The sequence below is a fragment of the Neorhizobium sp. JUb45 genome, assembly GCF_004343585.1.
Classification (GTDB): domain Bacteria; phylum Pseudomonadota; class Alphaproteobacteria; order Rhizobiales; family Rhizobiaceae; genus Neorhizobium.
Genome location: NZ_SLYW01000003.1, coordinates 809,987 through 834,426, shown reverse-complemented (window position 1 = coordinate 834,426; position 24,440 = coordinate 809,987). Strand labels below are relative to the sequence as shown.

The window sequence follows — 24,440 nt, the reverse complement described above, 5'->3', positions numbered from 1 at the left end:
GAGTCCGAGACAAGTAGACCTTGGCAGATCCTCGGGACAAGCCCGAGGATGACAAAAAGGGAAGGCGGATGGCCTTTCACGAAAACGATGAAGGCGCCCCGACGGGACGCCTTCCCTAGCCGTTAGTTGTCGAAACCGACCTTGTCGACCAGTTCGCTCGCCTGCTTGCGATGGCTGACGATTTCAGACAGCGGCTTGTTGTCGACCTTCAGCGTGCCGAAAGAGGCGATGATCGGATCGACAGCAGCACCGGCCTTTACCGGGTATTCGTAATTGGCTTCGGCATAGATCTTCTGGGCTTCGTCGGAGACGAGATATTCCAGGAATTTCACGGCTTCGGCCTTGTTCGGCGAATTTTTGGCAACGGCCGCGCCGCTGATATTCACCTGGGTGCCGCCATCCTTGAAGGTCGGCAGGATGACCTTGATCGCTTCAGCCCACTTGACCTGCTCTTCGCCACCCTTGCCGGACTTCATCAGGCCGACATAATAGGAGTTGGCGATGCCGATATCGCAAATGCCGCCGAGGATATCCTTGGCCGCATCGCGGTCACCACCGGCCGCCTTGCGCGCCAGGTTGGCCTTGACGCCGGTCAGCCACTTTTCGGTTTCTTCCGCACCGTGATGGGCGATGTAATCGGCAAACAGCGCTGTGTTATAGGGATGCTGGCCAGAACGGATGCAGACCTTGCCCTTCCATTTCGGATCGGCAAGATCCTCGTAGTTGAACGCGGCGAGATCGAGATCCTTGGCGGCGTAAAGCACGCGGGCGCGGTAGGACAGGCCGAACCAATGGCCCTTGCCGTCGCGCAGCTCGGCCGGGATGGCCGAATTCAGCACGGAGGACTCAACCGACTGGGTCACGCCCTTTTCCGCCAGATCGACGAGATTGCCGGCATCGACGGCCATCAGAATATCGGCCGGCGAGCTTGCGCCTTCCGAAGAAACACGCTCGGCCAAACCATCTTTCATGAAGACGGTGTTCACCTTGGTGCCGGTGGATTTCGTATAGGCTTCGAGAAGCGGTGCGATCAGGGCCGGTTCGCGCGTCGTGTAGACGTTAATTTCAGCCGCCGCGGCAAGCGACGGTGCGGACAGCATGGAAGCGGCGAGAAGCGTGGAGGCCAGAATGGCATGAGGTTTCATGATAACTCCCCCGTTAAAGAAACACGAGAGGTTTGCAGCAGTTCTTGACCGGTTTGGTCAAGTTTAAATTCCCTGAGATGGCAGGGCCTCACGCAAACTTTATCGATGCGTTATATGCGTCGGCAATCAATGGTACACCATTAAAACACCATCGTCCGTTCAGGCAGAATGCTGATTTTCACCGCCTCCGTGCCGGATGGCAGGCGCTCGCGGGTGATCACCTTCAAGGGCAAATCTAGACCATCGACGCGCAACAAGACCTGCTCGCTGTCGCCCTGAAAGATGCGCTGTTCGATACGTGCGGAAAAATCGCCGCGATCGACAGACACGACAATCCCCTGCGGGCGCAGATACAAAATCGTGCCACTCTCTGGGCCAGAGCCTTGCGCACCTGAGAAACTGCCAAGCGCCGTTTCAAGACGACCATCGCGCCAGGAACCGGGCACCTTGTTGAAGCTGCCGAAAAACTCGGCGGCATAGCTGTTCACCGGCCGGTCGTGCAGATCATAAGCGGTGCCGGCCTGCACGATTTCGCCCGATCTCATCAACACGACGCGGTCACCGACCGATAGTGCTTCCTGCGGGTCATGCGTGACCATGATCACAGTGGCATCCAGTGAGCGCAGCAGCGACAGCGTATCGGTGCGCACCTTGTCGCGCAGTCCCTGATCGAGATTGGAAAATGGTTCGTCCATCAGGATGACGGCGGGTTGCGGCGCCAAGGCCCGCGCCAACGCCACACGCTGCTGCTCGCCGCCAGACAGGGTATGCGGAAACCGTTCGGCCAGATGGTCGATGCCGACACGGCGGATGACATCCTCGGCCATGGCGACCGCTTCTGTCCGGGCGCGGCTTTTGAGGCCGAATAGGATATTGTCGCGCACGCTCAAGTGCGGGAAAAGCGCGTAATCCTGAAACACGAAACCGACGCCACGCACTTCCGGCTCGACAAACGTGTTGCCGTCGACTTCGCGACCATCGAGAACAACACGGCCGGAATCGACCGTTTCGACGCCTGAAATGATGCGCAGCAATGTCGACTTGCCGCAGCCGGAATGGCCGACCAGCGAAACGATTTCGCCCTTGGCTATATCCAGCGATATGCCGTTGACGGCCGCCGTCGTTCCGAAAACACGGCTGACATTTTCCAGCCGGACGGCGATATTTTCCTGCATGCGCGGCAATCTCCTCTTGCGGGCGGGAACCTGCCACAGAGCGTCACGCCGGTGAAGAGTGCCGGCATCACGATCAGGAGATTTGCTGCAAACCGCCGATCAGGACGCTGATTTCGCCCCTGCAAGATAGGCTTCGAGGGCATCCACGGCATCGTCCAGCTGTCCGGAATTGTCGATGGTGACGATGCGACCTGGCAGGTTCGGCACCGAAATCGGCATTTCGCGGGCAACGCGGCTGCGGATGTCGTCAGCCGTTTCGCGGCCGCGGGCGAGCAAACGCTCGACACGGATTTCCGGGCGTGCGGTGATTTCCAACACATCCATGCGAGTGAAACGCGATGCCGCTTCGGAGAGAACGGCACGCGACAGATTGGCGACCATCGTGCCACCCGATGCGACATGGTCTGCGGCTTCGCGGCGCAGCGAATAACACAGGCCATGCGCTTCCCAATCGAGGCAGAACGCACCGTCCTTGCGGGCATCGGCAAATTCCGAGCGCGACAGAACTTCGTGATCCTCGTTGTCGGGATCAGCATCGCGGGTAATGACACGCTGGGCGAAACGGATATCCGGGCGATCGCTCAAACGCGCTGCCACGGCCCGCATCAACGTGTCCTTGCCGGCACCGCTCGGGCCGACGACGGCAACAAACAGGCCCTTTTTCTCAGCAGACACGATTGCCCTCCCGCCAGACGCCGGAAACGACCGGCGGCAGGTCGCGCTCGGCGCGCACACGCACCAGATCGGCGCGGCGGCCGACTTCGATACGGCCACGATCGTTGAGACCGGCGGCACGGGCCGGATTGTCGGAGATCAGACGCACGGCCTGCGGCAGGTCGGCAAGGCCGCGATCGGTCAGAACGAACGCCGCCTGCATCATCGAAAACGGAATATAGTCGGATGACAGGATGTCGAGCGCGCCTTTTTCGAGAAGGTCGAGCGCCGAGACATTGCCGGAATGCGAACCGCCGCGCACCACATTCGGCGCACCCATCAGCACCTGCAAACCGGCTTCACGCGACAGGACGGCGGCTTCGATCGTGGTCGGGAATTCGGCAAGCGCGATGCCGAGTTCGACACCTTCTGCCACATGGGCGGCGGTCGCATCGTCATGCGAGGCAATCGAAATACCGGCTTCATGGCAAAGTTCGGCGATACGTTTGCGATTGCGGTCGGAATTGGCTTCGGATTCGGCGATGCGGCGGGCGCTGAACGCGTCGAACTCCGCATTCGAAAGCTTTTTCTTGCCCTGATAATAGATGCGATAGGCTTCCAGACTGACGAACTGGCGCTGGCCCGGCGCGTGATCCATCAGCGAGGCCAGCCGCACACGGTCATTGCCTTCCATCATCGCAAACTGTTCGGCGACATCCGCCATCGAGACTTCGCAGCGCAGATGGATAAAATGTTCGGCGCGCAAACGACCGGCGGCATTGGCCTGCGATATTTTCGACGCCATCGCCGCCATGTCGGCAGGGCCGAGATCGGTATCGTCGTCGATGCCGACACGCAGCGCATCGAAGACGGTGGTGATGCCGGAGCTTGCCACCTGACCGTCATGCGCCTGAAGCGCCGCATCCATGTTCCAGCGCACCTTCGGGCGCGGCTGGAAATGGGTTTCCAAATGGTCGGTATGCAGTTCGACGCAGCCGGGAAGCAGATAATCACCATTCAGGTCGATGCCATTGGCCGAAGGGCTGGTGGAGATGTCGGCGATCTTGCCGTCGCGCACCTGCACGCTGCCGGTGACGATTTCGTCGGCCAGCACGATGGCGCAATTGGTGAAGATGGTTTCTTGTTTCATGTCTGGGGTCATGGTGTGATTCACAGCTTACGGAGCGTTTTCGATACGCTCAAGGAAAAGAATGCGGAAAGTGTCAGATCACCAGTTTGCGCAACTGCTGGGACAGAAGGTCCATCAGGCTGACGGTGATGATGACGATGATGAGCATGGCCGAGGCCTGCGGGTAATAAAAACCACGGATGCTTTCGAACAGAACCTGGCCAATGCCGCCGGCGCCGATGACGCCGAGCACGGTGGCGGAGCGGATGTTGGATTCCAGACGATAAAGCGACAGCGAGATCCAGAGCGGCAGAACCTGCGGAATGACGCCGAACAGGACCTGCTGAACGCGCGAGGCACCGGTGGTGCGGATCGCTTCGACCGGGCGCGGATCGATGGCTTCGACGGCTTCGGAAAAGAGTTTTGACAGCGTGCCGGTCGTATGGATGAACAGCGCCATGACGCCCGCGAACGGACCAAGGCCGACGGCGACGACGAACAGAACGGCAAACACCACTTCATGGATGGCGCGGAACATGTCCATCAGGCGGCGGACTGGCTGGTTGATCCACCAGGGCGCCATGTTGTTGGCCGAAAGAATGCCAAGCGGCACGGAGAGAGCGACGGCCAGAAATGTGCCCCAGAGTGCGATCTGCACGGTGACGACCATTTCCTCGAGATAAAAGCGCCACTCGCTGAAATCGGGTTTCAGGAAGCCGCTGGCATATTCGGCCATATTGCCGGCATCGGTGAAGAGGTAGGTCCAGCGGCCCATTTCGGCCGGCCCCCAGCTATAGGCGAGCGCGGCAATCACCGTCAGCAGGAGCAGGCCATTGCGCGCACTGCCGGGTTGTTTCGGCAGCGGCTTGGTCGTGGCGGTGGTGGAGGTCATCGTCGCGTCGCTCATTGTGTGGGGGTTGTGCCGGAAGAAGGGCCAGCCCTCCAAGAGGCAAGCCGACCAGTTGAATTCCGTCATCCTCGGCCTTGTGTCGAGGATCTAACCACGTGCCTGATATCAGGCAGCTGCAGATCCTCGGGACAGGCCCGAGGATGACGGCGGAGAGACTTGCGCCCTTCGGCGTTAGCCGGGGCAGGCCCAAAAGCCTGCCCCGCGATCGTTCAGACCAACTGAAATCAGTTGGTGCTGACCTTGGCGAGTTCGGCTTCGAACTTGGTCTTCTGGGCCGTCAGATCCTTGATCTTGGCTTCCTTGGCGGCAGCGTCCAGCTTGGCGTCGCCCTGCGTCTGGCTGATCGACTTGGTCAGTTCCATGACGCGGATCGGCAGAAGCTGGTTGTCGCTCGAGGCGCGGAACGGTGCCCACTTCAGGCCAGCAAGGATCTTCTTTTCTTCCTCGACATTGCCCTTCGACTTGTCGGTGCCGTAGGTCAGGAAGAATTCGCGGATCTTGCCCTTGTTTTCTTCCGACAGATCCTTGCGCCAGACGATCGGGTCAGCCGGGATCAGCGGCGAGCGCCAGATTTCGCGGATGTTGTCGTAAGCCTTCGGATTGTTCTGCTTGATCAGCGCCATGCTCTCAGTGTTGTTGGCAGCAGCATCAACCTGCTTGTTGGCAACGGCCATGGCATTGGTTTCGTGGTTGGCATTGGTGACGTTCTTGAAGCACTTCTTCGGCTCGATATTGTTCTTGGAGAACACGAAGGTCATCGGAACGAGGAAGCCGGAGGTGGAGTTCGGGTCACCGAGGCCAAAGTTGATCGACTGGTCGCATTTCAGGACCTGATCGATGTTCTGGATCGGGCTGTCCTTCGGAACGATGACAACGGACCAGTAGCCCGGCTCGCCGGTGGCGGCGACGCTCTGCACGAATACTTCGCCATCGGCGCGATCGACGGCTTCCATCGCCGACTTGTTGCCGTACCAGGCCATCTGCACCTTGTTGAAGCGCATGCCTTCGATGATGCCGGCGTAATCGGAGGCGAAGAACGGCTTGACGTCGAGGCCGGTCTTTTCCTTCATGTCGTCGAGCAGCGGCTGCCAGCTGGTCTTCAGGTTCTGCTGGGATTCGGTCGAGATGATGCCAAAATTGATCGTGTCTGCCGCAAAGGCTGCGGAGCTCATGGTGAAGACGACGGACATCGTCGCCATGCTTTTCAGTAGAGCGTTCATCGTATTTCTCCGAGTTTTCAAAGAGTGATCAGGCGAGCTCCAGCTCGGCCCGTGGACGTTCTCGCTCCGCGGCAACGCTGGGAGCAGCTTGACCGGCCGGGGCATCCGGCAGGACCAGTTCTTCCGAGGCCGCACCGTAAAGTTCGGCCAGGAATTCGTTGGAAAGCGCAGTCGACGGTCCGTCATAGACGATCGCGCCGTCACGCATGGCGATGGTGCGCGGGCAATAACGGCGCGCATATTCCACCTGATGCAGCGACACGACGACGGTGATGCCGTCTTCGGAATTGATGCTGGACAGGACGTCCATGACGCGGCGGGCAGAGGATGGGTCCAGCGCCGAGATCGGTTCGTCGGCGATCAGAATTTCCGCTTCCTGCACCAGCGTGCGGGCAATCGCTGCGCGCTGCTGCTGGCCGCCCGAGAGCGTCGAGGACCGCTGGGCAAACACCTGCGGAATACCGACACGCTCCAGAGCACGGTGCGCCACCTGCTTTTCGTCGCGATTGAAGAGACCGAGTGTACCGCGCCAGCGCGGCGTGCGGCCCAGATGGCCGATCAGCACATTGGTCATCACCGACAGACGGCCGACCAGATTGAACTGCTGGAAGATGACCGAGACGCGGCCGCGCTTCAGCCGCGGGTTGATGCGCCCGCCGTCCTGACACAGATCGCCCAGCACATCGATACGGCCACCCTTGATATCGGCGGTTTCGAGGCCGGCAATGTGGCGGATCAACGTGCTCTTGCCGGAGCCCGACGCGCCGATCAGGGCCACCATCTCGCCGGGCTCGACGGTGAGGCTCACCTTGTCGAGGGCGCGGTTGCGTCCAAAAGTCTTCGACAGATTAGAGACGGTAATGGCTGTCATTTTCTTCCCCTGAACGGTTCGGGTTTCAAGAAACTCTGACGATGTTTTGGTGATGTTTCGGCGACATTTGCGTGAAACTTCTGTGTCAGACGCCGTATTTCCCCAGGAAGTCTTCTGCAGACAGGTCACGAAAATCCTGCAATGCTTCGAACAACTGTTCGTGAGGCCAATCCCACCATGCAAGTGCATCCATGCGCGCGCCGATACCGGCGGAAAAACGCTCGCGGATCAGCTTGGCCGGCACGCCACCGACGATGGTGTAGGGCGCCACATCCCGGCTGACGACGGCCCCTGCCCCGATCACCGCACCATTGCCGACCTTCACGCCGGGCAGCACGGTCACGCCGTGGCCGATCCAGACATCATGGCCGATGATCACGCGCTTCGCGCGGCGGGCTGCAAAGAAGTCCGCCTCGTTTTCGGCGCCGTCGAAATAATCGCCGGCACGGTAGGTGAAGTGGTGCAGTGTTGCGCGTTCAGTCGGGTGATTGGTGGCATTGAGGCGGACGGCAGCGGCAATGTTGACGAACTTGCCGATCTCCGCGCACCACACCATGCAATTTTCCCTGACATAGGAATAATCGCCCATTGTGGTTTCGGTGACGATCGAGCCGGCCGCCACTTCAGTGTAACGACCGAGCTTGCTGTCAGTCACGACGGCGGTCGGATCAACAAAGGGAACGGTGGCGGAAAGCTGCTTTTGCATCACGCGGCCTTTCGTGCGGAGAAGGCGGAGACATCGATGGTGCGAGTCGCCACCGCATCACGCACCGGTTGATCGTGAAAGATGCCGAGGATGGCAGTGCCGGCATCCAGTTTTTCCTGGATCATCGAAATGACCACGTCACGATTGGCGGCATCGAGCGACGCCGTCGGCTCGTCGAGCAGCAGGATCGGGTGATCGGTGATGAAACCACGAGCGATGTTGACGCGCTGTTTTTCGCCACCGGAGAAGGTGGCGGGTGGCAGGTCGAACAGCGCTTCCGGCAGATGCAGGCGGTTGAGCAGGCCAGCTGCCTTTTCGGCAGCAACAGCCCGGTCGACACCACGCGACACCAGCGGTTCGGCGACGATATCGAGCGCCGAGACACGGGGGACTGCGCGCAAAAACTGGCTGACGTAGCCGATGCAATCTCGCCGCAGATCGAGCACAAGACGCGGATCACCGGCACCGAGATCACGAGCCTCGCCCGATGTCCTGTCGCGGATCAGGATTTCGCCGCTGTCGATGGCGTAATTGCCGTAGACCATACGCAGGATCGACGACTTGCCGACGCCCGACGGTCCGCCGAGCACGACACATTCGCCGGCAAACAGTTCGAAATTCACATCATTGACGACCGGCAGGATGACGCCGTCACGCAGATGCATGGTGAAGGACTTTGCCACCTGCCGCACTGAAAGAAGCGCGTTGCCTGTCTCTTGGATTACAACGGTCATGATCACGACTCCAGGATCGAGGCGACGAGAAGCTGGGTATAGGGATGATGCGGATCATCGAGCACGCGGTCGGTGAGACCGGTTTCGACGATGCGCCCATTCTTCATGACGATCATCCGCTGCGACAGAAGGCGGGCGACTGCCAGATCGTGGGTGACGATCACCACCGCAAGCCCGAGATCGCTGACGAGACCACGCAAAAGATCGAGCACACGCGCCTGCACCGAGACGTCCAGACCACCGGTCGGCTCGTCCATGAAGATCAGGCGCGGGCGGGTGACGAGATTGCGGGCGATCTGCAGGCGCTGACGCATGCCGCCGGAAAAGGCGACAGGCTTGTCATCGATACGGTCACCGGCGATTTCCACGCGGCCGAGCCATTCGGTGGCGGTATCGCGGATCTCGCCATAATGGCGATCACCGATCGCCATCAGGCGTTCGCCGACATTGGCACCGGCGGAAACCCGCATGCGAAGACCATCGGCGGGGTTCTGGTGCACAAAACCCCAGTCGGTACGCATCAGAAAGCGCCGCTCGGCTTCCGACAGGTCGGCCAAATCAGGAAACCGACCGTCGCGCATATGGTATTGGATGCTGCCGCTGGAACGCTCCAGCCGACCGGAAATGCAGTTGAGCAGCGTCGTCTTGCCGGAGCCGGATTCACCGACGATAGCGACCACTTCGCCCGGCCAGACATCGAAGGAGATATCCGTGCAGCCGATGAAATCGCCGTAACGGCGCTCAAGGTCTCGGACGGAAAGGATGGGAGAGGTCATGCCGCGTCCTCCTTGACGGTCTCTTGGCCCGCAATCGGCAGGCCCGTCCCGTGATGGCCGTCTTGACGGCGCGTTTCGCAATGGTCGGTATCGGAGCAGACATACATGCGGCCGCCGCGATCATCGGTCACCACTTCGTCGAGATAGACGCCGGTGGCGTTACAGAGCGCGCAGGGCTGCTTGAATTTCTGCACCTGAAACGGGTGATCCTCGAAATCGAGGCTGACGACATGGGTGAAGGGCGGCAGCGCGTAAATGCGCTTTTCGCGACCGGCACCGAACAACTGCAAGGCCGGCGAACCGTTCATCTTTGGATTGTCGAATTTCGGGATCGGCGATGGGTCCATGACATACCGATCCTCGACCTTGACCGGATAGGCATAGGTGGTGGCGATATGACCGTGCTGGGCAATATCCTCGTAGAGTTTTACATGGATGAGGCCGTATTCCTCCAGCCCGTGCATGACACGGGTTTCGGTCTCGCGCGGCTCGAGGAAACGTAGGGGTTCCGGGATCGGCACCTGATAGACGATGACCTGACCGGCGGAGAGCGGCGCTTCCGGGATACGGTGTCGCGTCTGGATGACCGTTGCGTCGGCTGTTTTCGTCGTCGTCGCCACATTGGCAGTCTTGGCGAAAAAGGCGCGGATGGAAACTGCATTGGTGGTGTCGTCGGCGCCCTGATCGATAACCTTCAGTACATCGTCGGGCCCGAGGATCGCCGCCGTCACCTGCACACCGCCGGTGCCCCAGCCATATGGCATCGGCATTTCGCGCGAGGCGAACGGCACCTGATAACCGGGGATGGCGATGCCTTTCAGGATCGCGCGGCGGATCATCCGCTTTGTCTGTTCGTCCAGATAGGCGAAATTGTACTCTGGAAGGGTCATTCCGCGGCCTCCCTCATCTCGTCGTTAGTGGCCTTGGCCGTGTTCAACGTGCGCAACAGGTCGAGTTCGGCCTGGAAGTCGACGTAATGCGGCAGTTTCAGGTGTTCGACGAAACCTGTCGCCTGCACGTTGTCGCAATGGGCGAGCACGAATTCCTCATCCTGCGCCGGCGCCAGCCGCTGTTCATCGAATTCGTCGGCGCGCAGGGCGCGGTCAACGAGGCTCATGGCCATCGCCTTGCGTTCGGACTGGCCGAAAACCAGACCGTAACCACGGGTGAACTTTGCGCCCTCTTCGCTGCCGCCGGTGAACTGCGACACCATCTGGCATTCGGTCACCCGAACGCTGCCGAGCGAGACGGCAAAACCGAGTTCCGGCACATCGATCTCGACATCGACCAGACCGATGCGGATTTCACCGACAAACGGATGGGTGCGGCCGTAACCGCGCTGCGTCGAATACCCGAGCGAGAGGAGAAAACCCTCGTCGCCACGCGCCAGAGCCTGAAGGCGCACATCGCGATCGGCCGGAAAAGCGGTCGGATCGCGGGTAAGGTCACCCGGCTCTTCGTCGGACAGAACATCGCGCTCGATCAGGCCTTCATCGTTGAGAATGTCGGTCACCCGAGGTGCGCGGCGCTCATCCTCGCGGGCACGGCGCAGCGGTTCATCGACCGGCGCGTCTCCAGCCATGGCCGGATCGATCAGGCGGTGGGTGTAATCGAAGGTCGGCCCCAGAAGCTGGCCACCCGGAATATCCTTATAGGTGGCGGAGACACGGCGTTCGATGCGCATCTTCGCGGTATCGATCGGCCGCGAATTTCCGAAACGCGCCAGCGTGGTGCGGTAGGCACGCAGCAGAAAGATCGCCTCGATCATGTCGCCACGCGACTGGCGCACGGCCATGGCGGCGAGATCTGGATCGTAGAGCGAACCTTCGGCCATGACACGATCGACGGCGAGCGCCAGTTGGCCGGTAATCTGCTCCAGCGTCAGCGCCGGTACATCACGATCACCACGACGACGATCGGCCAGCAGACGGTGGGCATTGGCAATGGCGGCTTCCCCGCCTTTTACGGCTACATACATGTCAGAACTCCTCGATCCGCGTCGTGCGGGGGAGCGCGATCGCCTCACCGCCGCAAACCAGCACGACATCCAGCCCGAGCGGATAAGCGGCGCGGTTTTCCGCCATGACGGCGACAAATCCCTCCGGCAGGCCGCTAGGTGCGATCACCGTTTGCGTTTCGATGCCGGGGCCGGTGAGTGTCAGAGGCTGACCGCCGACAAGGCTTTCGACCGGCAGAAGCAGCGTGGCGGAACGATCCGGGTAATCGCTGGTGCCGATCGGGAAGGATGCCCATGCTGAAACGGGACTTGCCTTTTCCAGCACGGCAAAACCGGCGCGAAGAACATCGGCCGTGCGCGGCGCACCGGTGTGAAACGACATCCAGCCGATGGCGTCGTCATTGTTTTCCGGCTTTTCGAACCAGACGGGCGTATCGTAATCGGCAAGCGTCAGCAGGATGGCGGCTGCTGCCTGCGACATTGGTGCCGGCGGGGTAACGAAGCCGGCGAGATCGGCAATGGTGCCCGGCTGCGCCAGCGCATTCATCACACGACGAAATACGGCCTGACTATCCATCACCGGATTGGCAAAGCCACCTTCAAAGACATGGCCTTCCGAACGCGCATTGATCGAAACACTCATCAGTCTTCTCCCCGCACCATGGTGAAGAAGTCGACACGCGTCGCTTCCGTCTCTTCAGCCTGAATTGCGGCCTGATCGCGGGCATGCTGCAGCGCCGGCTCGACAATCGATTTTTCCACGCGGGCCACCCAGTCCGGCAGCTGGCGCAGCGCATCGAGATGGGCGACCATACGCGCCTTGTCGGCATCACGACCGAGCACGATCGAATGGCCGAGTTCACCGCTCTCCAGCCGCACCGTGGCGCGTGTCACGCTGGCCTCGCCGAGATTGAACGGCGCACCACCGCCGCCGATCCGGCCGCGCAGCATGATGGCGCCGATTTCCGGACCACGAACCGCAATGGCGCCGGGCGCGCCGGCTGTATTCTGATTGTAAAGTTCATGGAGCAAACTGGCCGGCATGGACGCCATCGCATCCAGGGCCCGCTTTCTCCGCGCATTCGCTGTTTCTGCTGTCATGTCGCACCTATTTGTCTATTTGTGTAGACAACTAATCTAATCGAGGTTATAGAGCCTGACCAGTGACAGCTTGATGACATTTCGCATTTTTTAAGGACTACCCTCATGCACGCCCTCGATGACGGCATTTCCCGCTGGCGCCGCGTCGCCGACGCCATCCGCGCCGACATCGCTTCCGGCGTGATCGCACAGCAGCTTCCGCCCGAGGTCGAGCTTGCCGAACGTCATGGCGTCAACCGCCATACGGTGCGCCGCGCCATTGCGGCTCTCTCGACCGAGGGATTGCTGCGCGCCGAGCGCGGTCGCGGCACATTTGTCAACGCCCAGCCGCCACGCGTCATCTATCCGATCGGCGAGCGCGTGCGTTTTCGCGAAAACATGATGAAACAGTCGATCGAGCCGTCAGGCCGGCTGATCGGCGCAGAGCGTGTGGCCGCCGATGCGCGGCAGGCGGCATTGCTGAATATCTCGGTCGGCGCGCCTTTGCACCGGCTGGAGCGGCTGGCCGTGGTGGATGGCATGCCGATGTCGCGCTCCACCTCGCTGTTTTCGGTGGAGCGTTTTCCAGACATCATTTCGGCTTACGCGGAAACCGGCTCGATCACGCAGGCATTGCAAAAATCGGGCGTCAGCGATTACCGCCGCCGCGAAACCCGCATCACCGCCGAGCGCGTGTCACCCCATGACGCCGAACTGCTGCAATGCGCAGCCGACGCCATCGTGTTGATCAGCAATGCCGTCGATGTCGATATGGAGGACAAACCGGTCCAGAGCGTGCGCACGCGCTTTCTCGCGGACCGGTTCGAGCTTTCGTTCAAGCCGGACGTGGACTGAACCTTCTCAGGCCCAAGTGCGTTCGAGAACGGAAATCCAGTTCTCGTGGCCGATCTTCTTCAATTCCGCGTCGTTGAAGCCATGTTTGCGCAGCGCCTCGACCAGACGCGGCAGTCCGGCTGCATCCTTGATTTCGTTCGGGATCGTAGTGCCGTCGAAGTCGGAACCGAGCGCCACGCGGTCGATGCCGATCCGCTCGGCAATATAGGCGACATGGCGCACCAGCAGGTCGAGACTGGTATTGGCATCCTTAATGCCGTCGTCACGCAAGAACAGAACGCCAAAATTGATGCCGACGAGACCGTCCGTATCGCGGATGGCGTCGAGCTGGCGGTCGGTCAGGTTGCGGCTGTGGTTGCACAGCGCATGCACGTTGGAATGCGAGGCGACCAGCGGCGCATTCGAAAGCTTGGCAATTTCCCAGAAGCCGGCCTCGTTCATGTGCGACAGGTCAACCATGATTTTCAGCTCGTTGCAGGCGCGGATGAGATCGCGGCCAGCCTCAGTGAGGCCCGGGCCGATATCCGGCGTCGACGGGTAACGGAACGGCACACCATAGGCAAAGACGTTCGGGCGGCTCCAGACCGGGCCGAGTGTGCGCAGGCCTGCCTGATGCAGCACGTAAAGCGCATCAAGATCGGCGGCCACCGCTTCCGCGCCCTCGATGTGGAAGACCGCGGCAAAGCTGCCGGTTTCGATCGAGCGGCGGATATCATCGGCCGTGCGGCACACCGTCACACCACCTTGCGACCGTGCCTCGATATCGAACAACAACCGCGCCATCGCCAGCGTTTCATTGATGGCATCCGGCTGCGTCGGCGTCGGGTAATCACCGTTCGCGTCCTTCGTCATGCTTGGCGAAGGAACGTAGATAGCGCAGAGGCCACCGGCCAGACCGCCGGCCTTGGCGCGCGGCAAGTCGATATGCCCGACATCTTCTCCCTCGAGAAAACGCTTTACCGGATCAGCGCCGCCGTCGCGTCGCAGGCGAAGCAGCACGTCATTATGGCCATCGAAGATCGGAAGAAAATTGTTCAACATTTTCTGAAGTGTCCCGCCGGAGCATTGAGGTTTCGGTTATCCGTAAGTAGGTGGTGGCGCGGTCGCAAATGCAAACCGCGCATAACCTATGCGAAAAATGGAATTGGTCGGTTTTTAAACGCACTGTTAAGACCGCCGAAAATTGCGGCAAAATCTTGCCTGCCCCTCAAATCCCAGGGGCCGGCTTATCAAGGGGAATATAGCAATGGTATCAAGACGCAACTTTCTGATCGGCGGCGCAGCCGTCCCGTTCCTGTCCTATCTCGAACTGGCCGAAACCGCTTTTGCGGCCACGCCGAAGGATATTCTGGTCGTTGCACAGCAGCTCGACAACATGACCAGCCTTGACCCGCATGAGGGTTTTGAGGCCGTCGGCGGCGAGATGATCAGCAACATGTACCAGAAGCTGGTACGCGCCAACAGCGACAACCCCGACACCGTGACCCCGGTCATTGCCGCTTCCTGGGAAGCCGATGCCGACAACAAGGTTTTCACCTTCAAGCTGGCCGATGCCAAGTTCGCCTCCGGCGCTGCCGTCACGGCCGACGACGTTGCGTTCTCGCTGCAGCGCGCCATCAAGATGAACAAGAGCCCGGCCTTCATCATCAACCAGTTCGGCTTCACGGCTGACAATGTTGAAGCCCGCATCGTCGCCAAGGACGCAAAGACCGTCACGCTGACGACCGAAACACCCACCGCGATCTCCTTCCTGCTGTTCTGCCTGTCGGCGAACATCGGCGCCATCGTCGAAAAGAAGACCGTTCTCGAAAACGAAGTGAACGGCGACCTCGGCAATGCCTGGTTGCAGAAGAACAGCGCCGGTTCCGGCCCGTTCAAGCTGCAGGCCTGGAAGGCTTCGGAAAGCATCGCGCTGACGCTGAACGAACACGGTCCTTACAAGGGCAACCTGAAGCGTGTCATCATCCGCCACGTTGTCGATCCGTCCTCGCAGATGCTGATGCTCCAGAAGGGCGACGTCGATATTGCCCGCGACCTGACCTCGGAACAGCTAAAGGCGCTGCAGTCTGACGAAAACGTCACGCTGGTGCGCAAGCAGATCGCTTCGCTGGTGCTGATCTCGCTCAACCAGAACAATGCCAACCTTGCCAAGCCGCAGGTATGGCAGGCTGTGAAGTGGGCGCTCGATTACGAAGGCATGCAGAAGAACATCGTGCCGCTGACGCACGTCGTTCACCAGAGCATGGAGCCTGCCGGTTTCCCGGGCACCGTCACCGACACGCCGTTCAAGCAGAACGTCGAAAAGGCCAAGGCACTGATGGCCGAGGCCGGTCTCGCAGACGGTTTCGACATCACCCTCGACCACTATGCGGCCCAGCCCTACCCGGATCTCGCACAGGCGATCCAGGCCAACCTCGGCGCCATCGGCATCCGCGTAAAGCTGCAGTCGGCTGAAAACCGTCAGGTTCTCACCAAGATGCGCGCCCGCGGCCATGAAATGGCACTGTCGGCATGGGGCACGGACTATTTCGATCCGAACTCGAACGCCGAAGTGTTCTGCATCAACAAGGACAATTCGGACGACGCCAAGAAGAAGCCGTTCGCATGGCGCTCCAGCTTCAAGAACGATGACCTGGCCGCCAAGGCAGAAGCTGCCCGCGACGAGAAGGACCCGGCAAAGCGTCTGGAACTTTACGAAGCCCTGCAGCGCGAGTTCATGGAAAACAGCCCGTTCGCCGTCATGTTCCAGACCACCAAGACAGCTGCCTGCCGCAAGAACACCACCGGCTTCCAGCTCGGCGTTCTGTCTGAAGGCAATTCTTATCTGGAGACTTCCAAGGCGTGAACAAGCGTTTCAAAAGCCTTGCAGCAACACTGAGCAGCGTCCTCCTGACGCTGTTCGGTTTGACTGTGCTGACTTTCCTCATCGGCCGGGTCATGCCGGTCGATCCGGTCATTGCCGCCGTTGGCGACAATGCACCGGAGGATGTCATTCTTCGCGTACGCACTGAGATGGGCCTTGATCAGCCCATTCCGGTGCAGTTCCTGCATTATCTCAACCAGCTGATCCATGGCGATTTCGGCATGTCGGTTCTGACCAAGAACCCGGTCGCGACCGATATCGTCCGCTTTTTCCCGGCGACGTTCGAGCTTGCCACCGCAGCCCTGCTGCTGGCGGCACTGATCGGCATTCCGCTCGGCGTCTGGGCGGCCGTCCGTCAGGGCTCGTTGACCGATCAGGCCATCCGCGTCGTCTGCCTTGCCGGCCATTCCGTGCCGGTGTTCATGCTGTCGCTGATCTCGCTTTTGATCTTCTATTCGTGGCTCGATATCGCCCCCGGCCCCGGCCGGCAGGACATCATCTTTGACGGCATGATCGATACGGTCACCGGCATCCTGACCATCGACACGCTGATTGCCGGCGATTTCGATGCCTTCCGGGACGCGCTGGCGCATATGGCGCAGCCGGTCATCATCCTTGCCTATTTTTCGATGGCCTATATCGCCCGCATGACGCGCGCCTTCATGATCGACGCGCTGAAGGGTGAGTATGTCATCACCGCCCGCGCCAAGGGTCTGTCGCTGACCACGGTTATCTGGGGTCACGCCTTCCCGACGGTTGCCGTGCAGCTCGTCACCGTCATCGCGCTGACCTATGCCGGCCTTCTCGAAGGCGCCGTTGTCACAGAGACCGTGTTCTCGTGGCCGGGCATCGGCCAATATCTGACCGTTTCGCTGATGAATGCGGACATGAACCCGGTCATCGGCACCACGCTTCTGATCGGCCTCATCTATGTCGGCCTCAACCTGATTGCGGACATTCTCTACCGCGTCCTCGATCCACGGGTACAATAATGATCGCCACCTTCCGAAACTGGGCGCTGGACGAAAATCCGTCCTCGCGCCGCCAGGCCGCCTGGGGCAACTGGTACCGCATCTGGCTGAACCTGCGCGGCAATCCGCTCGGCATGATCGGCCTGACCATCATCCTGATCTTCATCGGCATCGCCCTGTTCGCGCCGCTGCTGGCAACGCATGATCCGGCAGCGCAGGATCTTGCCAATCGTCTGGCCGCGCCGAGTGCCGCTCACTGGTTCGGCACCGACGAACTCGGCCGCGACATCTATTCGCGCCTGTTCTACGGCGGCCGCGTCACGCTCGGCATGGTTATCGCCGTCGTGGTTCTCGTGGCTCCGATCGGGCTCGCCATCGGCTGCATCGCCGGTTATTTCGGCGGCGTCGTCGATACCATCCTGATGCGCATCACCGACATCTTTCTGGCCTTCCCGCGTCTGGTTCTGGCGCTCGCTTTCGTGGCCGCCCTGCAGCCCGGTGTCGAAAGCGCCGTGCTCGCCATCGCGCTGACCGCATGGCCGCCTTATGCCCGCATGGCACGCGCCGAAACGCTGACCGTTCGCGGCAGCGACTTCATCGCGGCTTACCGCCTGACCGGTGGCTCTTCGTGGCGCATCATCTTCCGCCACATCATGCCGCTCTGCGTGCCGACGCTGATCGTGCGCGTCACGCTCGACATGTCCTCGATCATCATCACCGCCGCCTCGCTCGGCTTCCTCGGCATGGGCGCGCAGCCGCCGTCGCCGGAATGGGGTGCGATGATTGCGACTGCCAAGCGCTTCATCTTCGAACAGTGGTGGGTTGCCGCCATTCCCGGCATCGCGATCTTCATGGTTTCGCTGGCCTTCAACTTCCTCGGCGACGCGCTGCGCGACGTCCTTGATCCGAAGGCGGCCTGATATGCTCGTTGAAATCAAGAACCTGCATATCGGCTTTGAAAGCCGCACCGGCTTTGCGCCCGCCGTCAAGGGCGTGTCGCTGACGCTCGGCACCGAAAAGCTCGGCATCGTCGGCGAAAGCGGCTCGGGCAAGAGCCTCACCGCCCGCGCCCTTATGAAGCTTCTGCCCAAACAGACGCGGATCGAAGCCGACAAGCTGGAATTCGACGGCATCGACATCCTGTCGGCGTCGGAAAAGCAGATGCGCACGATCCGCGGCAAGCGGGCCGGCTTCATTCTTCAGGACCCGAAATATTCGCTGAACCCGGTGAAAACGATCGGCAGCCAGGTGGCCGAATCCTGGCGCGCCCATAAGGGCGGCAGCAAGCGTGCAGCCCTTGAAGCCGCCATCAACCTGCTGGAAATGGTGAAAATCCGCGATCCACGCAAGGTGGCAAGCGCCTATCCGCACGAAGTTTCGGGCGGCATGGGCCAGCGCGTCATGATCGCCATGATGCTGGCACCCGATCCGGAACTGCTGATCGCCGACGAACCGACCTCGGCGCTTGACGCCACGGTGCAGGCGGAAATCCTGCGCCTGATCGAGGAACTGGTGTCGGAACGCGGCATGGGCCTGCTGCTCATCAGCCACGATCTGCCGCTGGTCTCGCATTTCTGCGACCGCGTCGCCGTCATGTATTCCGGCCGTGTGATGGAAGAACTGAAGGCATCCGAACTTTTGTCCGCGCAGCATCCTTATACGCGCGGGCTGCTCAACTGCATGCCCTCGCTGATCCATCCCAAGGAGCGCCTGCCTGTCCTTACCCGTGATCCGGAGTGGCTGAAATGACCATCGAGATCGACAATCTGCGCATCGCCTTCGGTGACAAGGAAGTCGTCAAGGGCGTGTCCTTCAACGTCGCCAAGGGCGCCAGCTTCGGCATCGTCGGCGAAAGCGGCTCGGGCAAATCCACCGTTCTGCGCGCCATGGCCGGCCTCAACAACGAATGGTCGGGCCGCATCGCCTTTTCCGGCGAGGATGCCCCGCTGTTTCGCCCGCCGGCCTTCTTCCGCAAGGTGCAGATGGTGTTTCAGGACCCATACGGCTCCCTGCATCCACGCCAGACGATCGACCGCATCCTGTCGGAACTGCCGCTCGTGCACGGCATGGACAATATCGACGACCGCATCGCCAAGGTGCTGGCTGCCGTTGCCCTGCCGCAGACGGCACGCTTCCGCTATCCGCACCAGCTGTCCGGCGGCCAGCGCCAGCGTGTGGCGATTGCCCGCGCGCTGATCGCCGAACCGGAAGTGCTGCTGCTCGATGAGCCGACCTCTGCGCTCGACGTCTCGGTTCAGGCGGAAATCCTGAACCTTCTTGCGGACCTGCGAGCCGAGCGGAACCTCACCTATGTGATGGTCAGCCACAATCTCAGCGTCATCGCCCATCTGTGCACCGAAGTGGGTGTGATGATCGATGGCCATATGGTGGAACAGGTCACCGCCGAGGATCTGAGGCTCGGCAATGTCAGCCACGCTCACACGCGCGAACTGCGCAGCCTGAGCGTGGAACTCGAAGAACCGGCCTGACAACAAGGCCTTTGCGCTTTCCGCCGTCATGCTCGGGCCTGTCCCGAGCATCCAACCACGTCGAATGCCTGGCGAGGGCTTAGATCCTCGGGACAAGCCCGAGGATGACGTGGGAGAGGTTCAATTCTCGTCATTGGAGAAGTGAGACATCGATGGCCAACTGGGAAAAAGCACAGGAAACCGCCAGGAAGTTTACCGGCGCATGGGGCAGCGACCAGCCCGGCGGCGCCGTGATCGGTTTCGATGCCAATGGCATCCGCTTCGCAGAAGTCGGTGGCGTCGAGAACCTCTCGACCATGGCGCCCTTCTCCGCCGATACGGTGGTGCGCTACGCCTCCGTCACCAAACACGCTTTTTGCGCCATGGTCTTGTCGCATCCTGAAGCAATCTCCCTCGAAGACACGCTCGGCCAGCATCTGCCCGAATTGCAGGAGCCGATGGCAAGCGTCACCGTCGGACGTGCGCTGGACATGAGCGGCGGTCTGCCGGACACGCGCGAATGCCTCTCCCTGCTCGGTCTTTCGGTCTACACCGAAACCAAGGCCGGCCCGTTGATGGAATTTCTGGCCCGCCAGACGCGCCTGAACTACGAGGCCGGCACCGAAGTTTCCTATTCCAACACCGGCTACCGCCTCGTTGAAACAGCACTTGAGCGCAAGGGCCTGTTCTTCCGCGATTTCATCCGCGATGCCGGCGCAAAAGCCGATGCCACGCTCGACGCCCCGGATGTCTGGAACGATGCCGTTGCCGGCCTTGTACCCGGTTACTGGCACGACGGCGAAAAATGGCAACTCTCGGCCGCCGGTCTGCATATCTCCGCCTCCGGCAGCATGACCGGCAGCGCCACCAGCCTTGCCAATTGGGTGCGTGCCCTGACTCTCGGCGAGGGATCGCTCGCCGGTATTCTCGACAATCTCGCGGCACCACGTGCCTTGGCCGACGGCTCCGAAAGCGGTTACGGCCTCGGCCTGCGCCGCACCGTCCTCGGTGGTCGCGAATTCACCGGCCATGGCGGTTCGCATCCGGGTTACAAGACCTATTTCCTCATCGACCAGACAAGCAAAAGCGGTTTCGTCATCGTCTCCAACCGCGAAGACACCAATGGCAACAAGATCGCACAGGAAGCCATGGCTGCCCTGTTCGATCTCGCCCTACCCGTCGCGGCCCCTGCCCTGAGCGATGGTCTCTACGTCACCGAAACCGGTCCCTTCTGGATCGAGGTCAAGGGATCGACCGTCACCTGGCTCGACGCCGACGATACCGCTTATGAAGATGTTGACGGTTACGTTTCGTCCTTCTCCGCCTCGTCGCCGATGCGCCTGAAGATGGAGGGCGATGCGATCGTCGGCCAGATCGGCCATCCGCCACGCAAGTTCCTGCCCGCCGTCGACACAGGTGTACCAGCCACGCTTGCCGGCCGCTGGTTCTCCGATGAAGGCGCCTATTTCGAGATCGATGGCGATGCCGTCGTCATGGGCGTCGGGCCGGTTCGTCACCGCATGCCGCTCACGGTTTTGGGCGGTGGACGCTTCCTGTTCACGCTGAAGGACGGCCCCTGGACCAAGCGCGTCTGCCTGCACGTTCTTGCCGAAAACCAGGTCGAACTGGTTCTGTCTCGCGCACGAATGATCGAATATAGCCGAGACGCGTGATTGCATTTTGCCACCAATCGGACCAATGAAAAACCGCAGCCGGTTTTGTTTTGGAGTGTTCGGTGGAAGTCAAATGGCTTGAAGATTTTCTGGCGCTCGCCCAGACGCTGAACTTTTCCAAGGCAGCGGACGAGCGCAACGTCACCCAATCCGCCTTCAGCCGCCGCATCCGGCAGCTGGAAGCCTGGGTCGGCACCAGCCTGATCGACCGTGCCACCTATCCCTCACGCCTCACCGAAGCCGGCAAACGTTTCGTGCCGATCGCCGAACAGACGCTGCAAGGTCTCTATCAGGCGCGCCGCAACCTGCAGCACGAAGAGGGCAATGATGCCCGAACTGTCACACTGACGGCGCTGCACACGCTGTCCTTCACCTTCTTTCCCGATTGGCTGAGCGATCTGCGCGGCAAGCTGGGACCGCTCGTGTCGCATATGCGCCCCGACTCGGGCAGCATGGACGAAAATCTCAATTCGCTGATCGACGGCGATTCCGATTTTCTGCTGACCTATCAGAACCTGCATGTGCCGATGCTGCTCGATCCGCAGTTCGAACATCACACGCTTGGTGCCGAAACCATCATTCCCGTCAGTGTGCCGGATGCGGATGGCCGGCCACAGCACGAGCTGGAGCCGGGATTTTCCCATGTCAGTTATCAGAAGACGTCGTTTTTCGGCCAGCTGGTGGCCGGCGCATTTGCCTCACGCCTGCCGACGGACAACCGCGTGCATGTCGGCAGCCATTCGGTCGGCCTGAAAGCCATGGCGCTATCGGGTTGGGGACTGGCCTGGATACCGGAAAGCCTCATCAACGCAGAACTGGCGGATGGCCGGCTGGTGCGCGCGGCAGAAACCGAATGGGATATCGAGGTGGAGATCCGGCTTTACCGGTCAAAAGAAAACCGGCGACCCATCGTCAGAAAAATCTGGGATGTTGTGGCCGCCGGCTAATTTCGTACCGCTTCAAAACGGGGATTGTTTCCTGAAGCGATACGAATTCCTGAAAATCAGACCGCCGTGCGGCGGGCATTGTCCATGTAAAGCGTGCGCAGGCGCTGGAACATCGGGCCGGCCTTGCCATCACCGACCGGCTTGCCGTCGATAAAGGTGATCGGCACGATGAAGTTGGATGCGCTGGTGAGGCAGGCTTCGCGCGCCGCCATCGCTTCTTCCACCGTGAACGGACGCTCCTCGATGGTCAGGCCCTGTTCGCGGGCAAGATCGAGAACGGCGAGACGCGTGCAGCCCGGCAGGATGGCCGTGCCATTGCCACGGGTGACGATCTTGTCGTCATGGGTGATGATATAGGCCGTCGACGACGCGCCTTCGGTGACAAAACCGTCTTCCACCATCCAGGCTTCATCGCAGCCTTCGGCCTTGGCGATACGCTTGGCCAGAACCTGCGGCAGCAGGCAGACGGTCTTGATGTCGCGACGTTCCCAGCGCTGGTCCGGCACGACCTTGACCTTCAGGCCCTTCTCAACGGCCGCGACATGTTCCAGCGTCTTTTCCTGCGTGAAGAGCAGAAGCGTCGGCTCGAGATTTTCCGAATAGAGGAAATTGCGGTCTTCGGCGCCACGCGTGTATTGCAGGTAGATCACGCCTTCGGTCAGCTTGTTGTCTTCGACCAGACGCTTTTCGATGGCAACGATCTCGTCCGTTGTGATCGGCAGATGGCCACCGATTTCCCGCACACTGCGCTCCAGGCGCGCCATATGCAGCGGGCTGTCAATCAGCTTGCCGTCCAGCACCGCCGTGACTTCATAAATGCCGTCGCCGAACAGGAAACCGCGATCAAAGATCGAGATATGCGCTTCGTTTTCGGGCAGGAAGGCGCCGTTGAGATAAACGGTGCGAGGCGTTGCGGCAGGCATGGGAACTCCGTGCGAATTTTCAGATATGATCAACGGCGCTTGAGAGCGTCGAGCGAAATGGCTTGGATTGTCGAAGGCTTGTTCGTGCCGGCATTGTAGCCGTGGGTCGTCGTCGCCATGGTCATCGAGTTGAGGATGGCTTCCTCGCTGGCTTCGATGACGGCTTCGAACAGCGGCGAAACGACATCATTGGAAAGAACCGGATAGCTGGCGACCGCCTTGCGACGCTCCGGCGTGCGGCGAACCTGTTCGGCCGTGGAAAACGCCAGCGCGTAATCACCCGATCCGTTGCTGAGCGCCGCCCCGGTGCGCGCCAAGCCGCCAAAACAGCGCTCCGCGAGACGCTTGAGATTGCGCGAGCACAACGGCGCGTCGGTCGCGACAATCATCACGATCGAGCCGTCCTTGTCATGTGCGCCGTCTGCCTCATAAGGCTGACCGGCCACCATCAGCTTGCCGCCATAGTTCGACTGAACGAGAACGCCGATCGTATAGGTTTCGCCAGCGGTGGAGACGACCCGCGAACTGCTGCCGATGCCGCCCTTGAGACCGAAGGCGACCGTGCCGGTCCCGGCGCCGATGGCGCCCTCCTCCACAGGGCCGACCTTTGCAGCAGCAAGTGCCTGCGACATTTCATCGACAGTTGGACGAGCAGCACGAATATCGTTCAGGCGGGAATCGTTGGTTTCGCCGACGACGGCATTCAGTGAAACGACACGTTCATTGCCGACCTGCGCCAGCGTATGGCGATTGATGGCTTCGATGGCACGCCCGACCCCAAGCGTGTTGGTCAGAAGGATCGGCGTCTCGATCTCACCCAGTTCGGCAATCTGGGTCGAACCGGCGAATTTGCCAAAGCCGTTGAAGACGGCGAGCGCCGCCGGAACCTTGTCCTGAAACAGATTGCCGTCATGCGGCAAAATGGCCGTCGCGCCGGTTCGCGTGCGGTCTCCTTCAATGCAGGTCACATGACCGACAGCCACGCCCGCAACGTCCGTGATCGCGTTCAACGCGCCGGTTTCGTAATGGCCGATAGACATGCCCAGCGCACGCAGACGCATGCGGTTTTCCAAGGTCATCGCGTAAGGTTCCAGTCTCGAATTGCGGCAAGCCTACTTGAGTGCAGCGCCCGCGGGCACAACAAAAACGGAATAGTTTCATGCCGGCTTTGCAACATCCGCGCTGCGGCGGAGAGGCAAAACCTGCCAGCGCATCAATACTTGATCATATAACTCATATTAATTTGCCGATTACCAAACGGGTGGTATCATTGCGGCATGACGCCGCGACGGGCCGTTGATCGTGATCAATGCCTGCACCGATGACGTCTTTAGGATCGCGAATGAAGCACACGGCCGGATGTTTCGATGTCGGGCCGTGGGG

Annotated in this window: 25 protein-coding genes; 8 read left to right on the top strand and 17 right to left on the bottom strand. The window is 60.8% G+C overall.

Annotated elements, in window-relative coordinates:
- Positions 1-122 precede the first annotated feature (122 nt).
- From EDF70_RS16405 to phnG, 14 genes are all read right to left on the bottom strand, one after another.
- On the bottom strand, positions 123-1,145 hold the full coding sequence (locus EDF70_RS16405) for a Fe(3+) ABC transporter substrate-binding protein (RefSeq protein WP_132275583.1): 1,023 nt from the start codon (positions 1,143-1,145) through the stop codon (positions 123-125).
- 140 nt (positions 1,146-1,285) lie between these two features.
- Positions 1,286-2,320 (bottom strand): ABC transporter ATP-binding protein, encoded by a 1,035-nt coding sequence (locus EDF70_RS16400; protein ID WP_132275580.1) that lies wholly within the window; start codon positions 2,318-2,320, stop codon positions 1,286-1,288.
- Between the two features lie 99 nt (positions 2,321-2,419).
- On the bottom strand, positions 2,420-2,995 hold the full coding sequence (gene phnN / locus EDF70_RS16395) for a phosphonate metabolism protein/1,5-bisphosphokinase (PRPP-forming) PhnN (RefSeq protein ID WP_132275577.1): 576 nt from the start codon (positions 2,993-2,995) through the stop codon (positions 2,420-2,422).
- Positions 2,985-4,124: an alpha-D-ribose 1-methylphosphonate 5-triphosphate diphosphatase gene (locus tag EDF70_RS16390; RefSeq protein WP_132275574.1), complete on the bottom strand. Its 1,140-nt coding sequence runs from the start codon at positions 4,122-4,124 to the stop codon at positions 2,985-2,987. The genes phnN and EDF70_RS16390 overlap by 11 nt, the downstream gene beginning before the upstream one ends.
- 73 nt (positions 4,125-4,197) lie before the next feature.
- A complete protein-coding gene (phnE, locus tag EDF70_RS16385; RefSeq protein WP_245519195.1) occupies positions 4,198-4,995 on the bottom strand; it encodes a phosphonate ABC transporter, permease protein PhnE in 798 nt (265 codons plus the stop codon).
- A 242-nt stretch (positions 4,996-5,237) separates the two neighbouring features.
- A complete protein-coding gene (gene phnD / locus EDF70_RS16375) occupies positions 5,238-6,233 on the bottom strand; it encodes a phosphonate ABC transporter substrate-binding protein (RefSeq protein ID WP_132275566.1) in 996 nt (331 codons plus the stop codon).
- 28 nt (positions 6,234-6,261) lie between these two features.
- Positions 6,262-7,104 (bottom strand): phosphonate ABC transporter ATP-binding protein, encoded by an 843-nt coding sequence (gene phnC, locus EDF70_RS16370; RefSeq protein WP_132275563.1) that lies wholly within the window; start codon positions 7,102-7,104, stop codon positions 6,262-6,264.
- 85 nt (positions 7,105-7,189) lie between these two features.
- The gene (locus EDF70_RS16365) at positions 7,190-7,810 is read right to left on the bottom strand and encodes a DapH/DapD/GlmU-related protein (protein ID WP_132275919.1); all 621 of its coding nucleotides are present in this window, start codon (positions 7,808-7,810) and stop codon (positions 7,190-7,192) included.
- Positions 7,810-8,544 (bottom strand): phosphonate C-P lyase system protein PhnL, encoded by a 735-nt coding sequence (gene phnL, locus EDF70_RS16360; protein ID WP_132275560.1) that lies wholly within the window; start codon positions 8,542-8,544, stop codon positions 7,810-7,812. The genes EDF70_RS16365 and phnL overlap by 1 nt, the downstream gene beginning before the upstream one ends.
- 2 nt (positions 8,545-8,546) lie before the next feature.
- Positions 8,547-9,320: a phosphonate C-P lyase system protein PhnK gene (phnK, locus tag EDF70_RS16355; protein WP_132275557.1), complete on the bottom strand. Its 774-nt coding sequence runs from the start codon at positions 9,318-9,320 to the stop codon at positions 8,547-8,549.
- Complete coding sequence (locus tag EDF70_RS16350) at positions 9,317-10,210, bottom strand: alpha-D-ribose 1-methylphosphonate 5-phosphate C-P-lyase PhnJ (RefSeq protein ID WP_132275554.1); 894 nt, start codon at positions 10,208-10,210, stop codon at positions 9,317-9,319. Before EDF70_RS16350 ends, phnK begins: the two co-directional genes overlap by 4 nt.
- On the bottom strand, positions 10,207-11,298 hold the full coding sequence (locus tag EDF70_RS16345) for a carbon-phosphorus lyase complex subunit PhnI (protein ID WP_132275551.1): 1,092 nt from the start codon (positions 11,296-11,298) through the stop codon (positions 10,207-10,209). The genes EDF70_RS16350 and EDF70_RS16345 overlap by 4 nt, the downstream gene beginning before the upstream one ends.
- A 1-nt stretch (position 11,299) precedes the next feature.
- Entirely contained in the window at positions 11,300-11,920 is a 621-nt protein-coding gene (phnH, locus tag EDF70_RS16340) for a phosphonate C-P lyase system protein PhnH (protein ID WP_132275548.1), read from the bottom strand.
- Positions 11,920-12,378: a phosphonate C-P lyase system protein PhnG gene (gene phnG / locus EDF70_RS16335; protein WP_132275545.1), complete on the bottom strand. Its 459-nt coding sequence runs from the start codon at positions 12,376-12,378 to the stop codon at positions 11,920-11,922. Before phnG ends, phnH begins: the two co-directional genes overlap by 1 nt.
- Before the next feature lie 105 nt (positions 12,379-12,483).
- On the opposite strand from phnG, the gene phnF reads away from it, so the two are divergent.
- Positions 12,484-13,212: a phosphonate metabolism transcriptional regulator PhnF gene (gene phnF / locus EDF70_RS16330; RefSeq protein ID WP_132275542.1), complete on the top strand. Its 729-nt coding sequence runs from the start codon at positions 12,484-12,486 to the stop codon at positions 13,210-13,212.
- Positions 13,213-13,218: 6 nt separating this feature from the next.
- Here the strand turns inward: phnF and EDF70_RS16325 are convergent, their stop codons facing one another.
- On the bottom strand, positions 13,219-14,253 hold the full coding sequence (locus tag EDF70_RS16325) for a dipeptidase (protein ID WP_132275539.1): 1,035 nt from the start codon (positions 14,251-14,253) through the stop codon (positions 13,219-13,221).
- A gap of 205 nt (positions 14,254-14,458) precedes the next feature.
- On the opposite strand from EDF70_RS16325, the gene EDF70_RS16320 reads away from it, so the two are divergent.
- From EDF70_RS16320 to EDF70_RS16290, 7 genes are all read left to right on the top strand, one after another.
- The gene (locus EDF70_RS16320; RefSeq protein WP_132275536.1) at positions 14,459-16,057 is read left to right on the top strand and encodes an ABC transporter substrate-binding protein; all 1,599 of its coding nucleotides are present in this window, start codon (positions 14,459-14,461) and stop codon (positions 16,055-16,057) included.
- Entirely contained in the window at positions 16,054-17,067 is a 1,014-nt protein-coding gene (locus tag EDF70_RS16315) for an ABC transporter permease (RefSeq protein ID WP_132275533.1), read from the top strand. Before EDF70_RS16320 ends, EDF70_RS16315 begins: the two co-directional genes overlap by 4 nt.
- Positions 17,064-17,966, top strand: coding sequence for a nickel transporter permease (nikC, locus tag EDF70_RS16310; protein ID WP_132275917.1), 903 nt, complete (start codon positions 17,064-17,066; stop codon positions 17,964-17,966). The genes EDF70_RS16315 and nikC overlap by 4 nt, the downstream gene beginning before the upstream one ends.
- A gap of 1 nt (position 17,967) precedes the next feature.
- The gene (locus tag EDF70_RS16305) at positions 17,968-18,795 is read left to right on the top strand and encodes an ABC transporter ATP-binding protein (protein ID WP_132275530.1); all 828 of its coding nucleotides are present in this window, start codon (positions 17,968-17,970) and stop codon (positions 18,793-18,795) included.
- Positions 18,792-19,535 (top strand): ABC transporter ATP-binding protein, encoded by a 744-nt coding sequence (locus EDF70_RS16300; protein ID WP_132275527.1) that lies wholly within the window; start codon positions 18,792-18,794, stop codon positions 19,533-19,535. Before EDF70_RS16305 ends, EDF70_RS16300 begins: the two co-directional genes overlap by 4 nt.
- A gap of 152 nt (positions 19,536-19,687) precedes the next feature.
- Positions 19,688-21,187, top strand: coding sequence for a serine hydrolase domain-containing protein (locus tag EDF70_RS16295; RefSeq protein WP_132275524.1), 1,500 nt, complete (start codon positions 19,688-19,690; stop codon positions 21,185-21,187).
- Positions 21,188-21,249: 62 nt separating this feature from the next.
- Positions 21,250-22,134, top strand: coding sequence for a LysR substrate-binding domain-containing protein (locus EDF70_RS16290; RefSeq protein ID WP_132275521.1), 885 nt, complete (start codon positions 21,250-21,252; stop codon positions 22,132-22,134).
- Between the two features lie 56 nt (positions 22,135-22,190).
- Here the strand turns inward: EDF70_RS16290 and EDF70_RS16285 are convergent, their stop codons facing one another.
- The gene (locus tag EDF70_RS16285) at positions 22,191-23,057 is read right to left on the bottom strand and encodes a D-amino-acid transaminase (RefSeq protein ID WP_132275518.1); all 867 of its coding nucleotides are present in this window, start codon (positions 23,055-23,057) and stop codon (positions 22,191-22,193) included.
- A gap of 29 nt (positions 23,058-23,086) precedes the next feature.
- Positions 23,087-24,136, bottom strand: coding sequence for a P1 family peptidase (locus tag EDF70_RS16280; RefSeq protein ID WP_132275515.1), 1,050 nt, complete (start codon positions 24,134-24,136; stop codon positions 23,087-23,089).
- Positions 24,137-24,440: the final 304 nt, after the last annotated feature.

Coding starts and splice junctions, on each gene's coding strand:
- EDF70_RS16405 (WP_132275583.1), bottom strand. CDS start 1,145: ATGAAACCTCATGCCATTCTGGCCTCCACGCTTCTCGCCGCTTCCATG.
- EDF70_RS16400 (WP_132275580.1), bottom strand. CDS start 2,320: ATGCAGGAAAATATCGCCGTCCGGCTGGAAAATGTCAGCCGTGTTTTC.
- EDF70_RS16390 (WP_132275574.1), bottom strand. CDS start 4,124: ATGAAACAAGAAACCATCTTCACCAATTGCGCCATCGTGCTGGCCGAC.
- phnE (WP_245519195.1), bottom strand. CDS start 4,995: ATGACCTCCACCACCGCCACGACCAAGCCGCTGCCGAAACAACCCGGC.
- phnD (WP_132275566.1), bottom strand. CDS start 6,233: ATGAACGCTCTACTGAAAAGCATGGCGACGATGTCCGTCGTCTTCACC.
- phnC (WP_132275563.1), bottom strand. CDS start 7,104: ATGACAGCCATTACCGTCTCTAATCTGTCGAAGACTTTTGGACGCAAC.
- EDF70_RS16365 (WP_132275919.1), bottom strand. CDS start 7,810: ATGCAAAAGCAGCTTTCCGCCACCGTTCCCTTTGTTGATCCGACCGCC.
- phnL (WP_132275560.1), bottom strand. CDS start 8,544: ATGACCGTTGTAATCCAAGAGACAGGCAACGCGCTTCTTTCAGTGCGG.
- phnK (WP_132275557.1), bottom strand. CDS start 9,320: ATGACCTCTCCCATCCTTTCCGTCCGAGACCTTGAGCGCCGTTACGGC.
- EDF70_RS16350 (WP_132275554.1), bottom strand. CDS start 10,210: ATGACCCTTCCAGAGTACAATTTCGCCTATCTGGACGAACAGACAAAG.
- EDF70_RS16345 (WP_132275551.1), bottom strand. CDS start 11,298: ATGTATGTAGCCGTAAAAGGCGGGGAAGCCGCCATTGCCAATGCCCAC.
- phnH (WP_132275548.1), bottom strand. CDS start 11,920: ATGAGTGTTTCGATCAATGCGCGTTCGGAAGGCCATGTCTTTGAAGGT.
- phnG (WP_132275545.1), bottom strand. CDS start 12,378: ATGACAGCAGAAACAGCGAATGCGCGGAGAAAGCGGGCCCTGGATGCG.
- phnF (WP_132275542.1), top strand. CDS start 12,484: ATGCACGCCCTCGATGACGGCATTTCCCGCTGGCGCCGCGTCGCCGAC.
- EDF70_RS16325 (WP_132275539.1), bottom strand. CDS start 14,253: ATGTTGAACAATTTTCTTCCGATCTTCGATGGCCATAATGACGTGCTG.
- EDF70_RS16320 (WP_132275536.1), top strand. CDS start 14,459: ATGGTATCAAGACGCAACTTTCTGATCGGCGGCGCAGCCGTCCCGTTC.
- EDF70_RS16305 (WP_132275530.1), top strand. CDS start 17,968: ATGCTCGTTGAAATCAAGAACCTGCATATCGGCTTTGAAAGCCGCACC.
- EDF70_RS16300 (WP_132275527.1), top strand. CDS start 18,792: ATGACCATCGAGATCGACAATCTGCGCATCGCCTTCGGTGACAAGGAA.
- EDF70_RS16295 (WP_132275524.1), top strand. CDS start 19,688: ATGGCCAACTGGGAAAAAGCACAGGAAACCGCCAGGAAGTTTACCGGC.
- EDF70_RS16285 (WP_132275518.1), bottom strand. CDS start 23,057: ATGCCTGCCGCAACGCCTCGCACCGTTTATCTCAACGGCGCCTTCCTG.
- EDF70_RS16280 (WP_132275515.1), bottom strand. CDS start 24,136: ATGACCTTGGAAAACCGCATGCGTCTGCGTGCGCTGGGCATGTCTATC.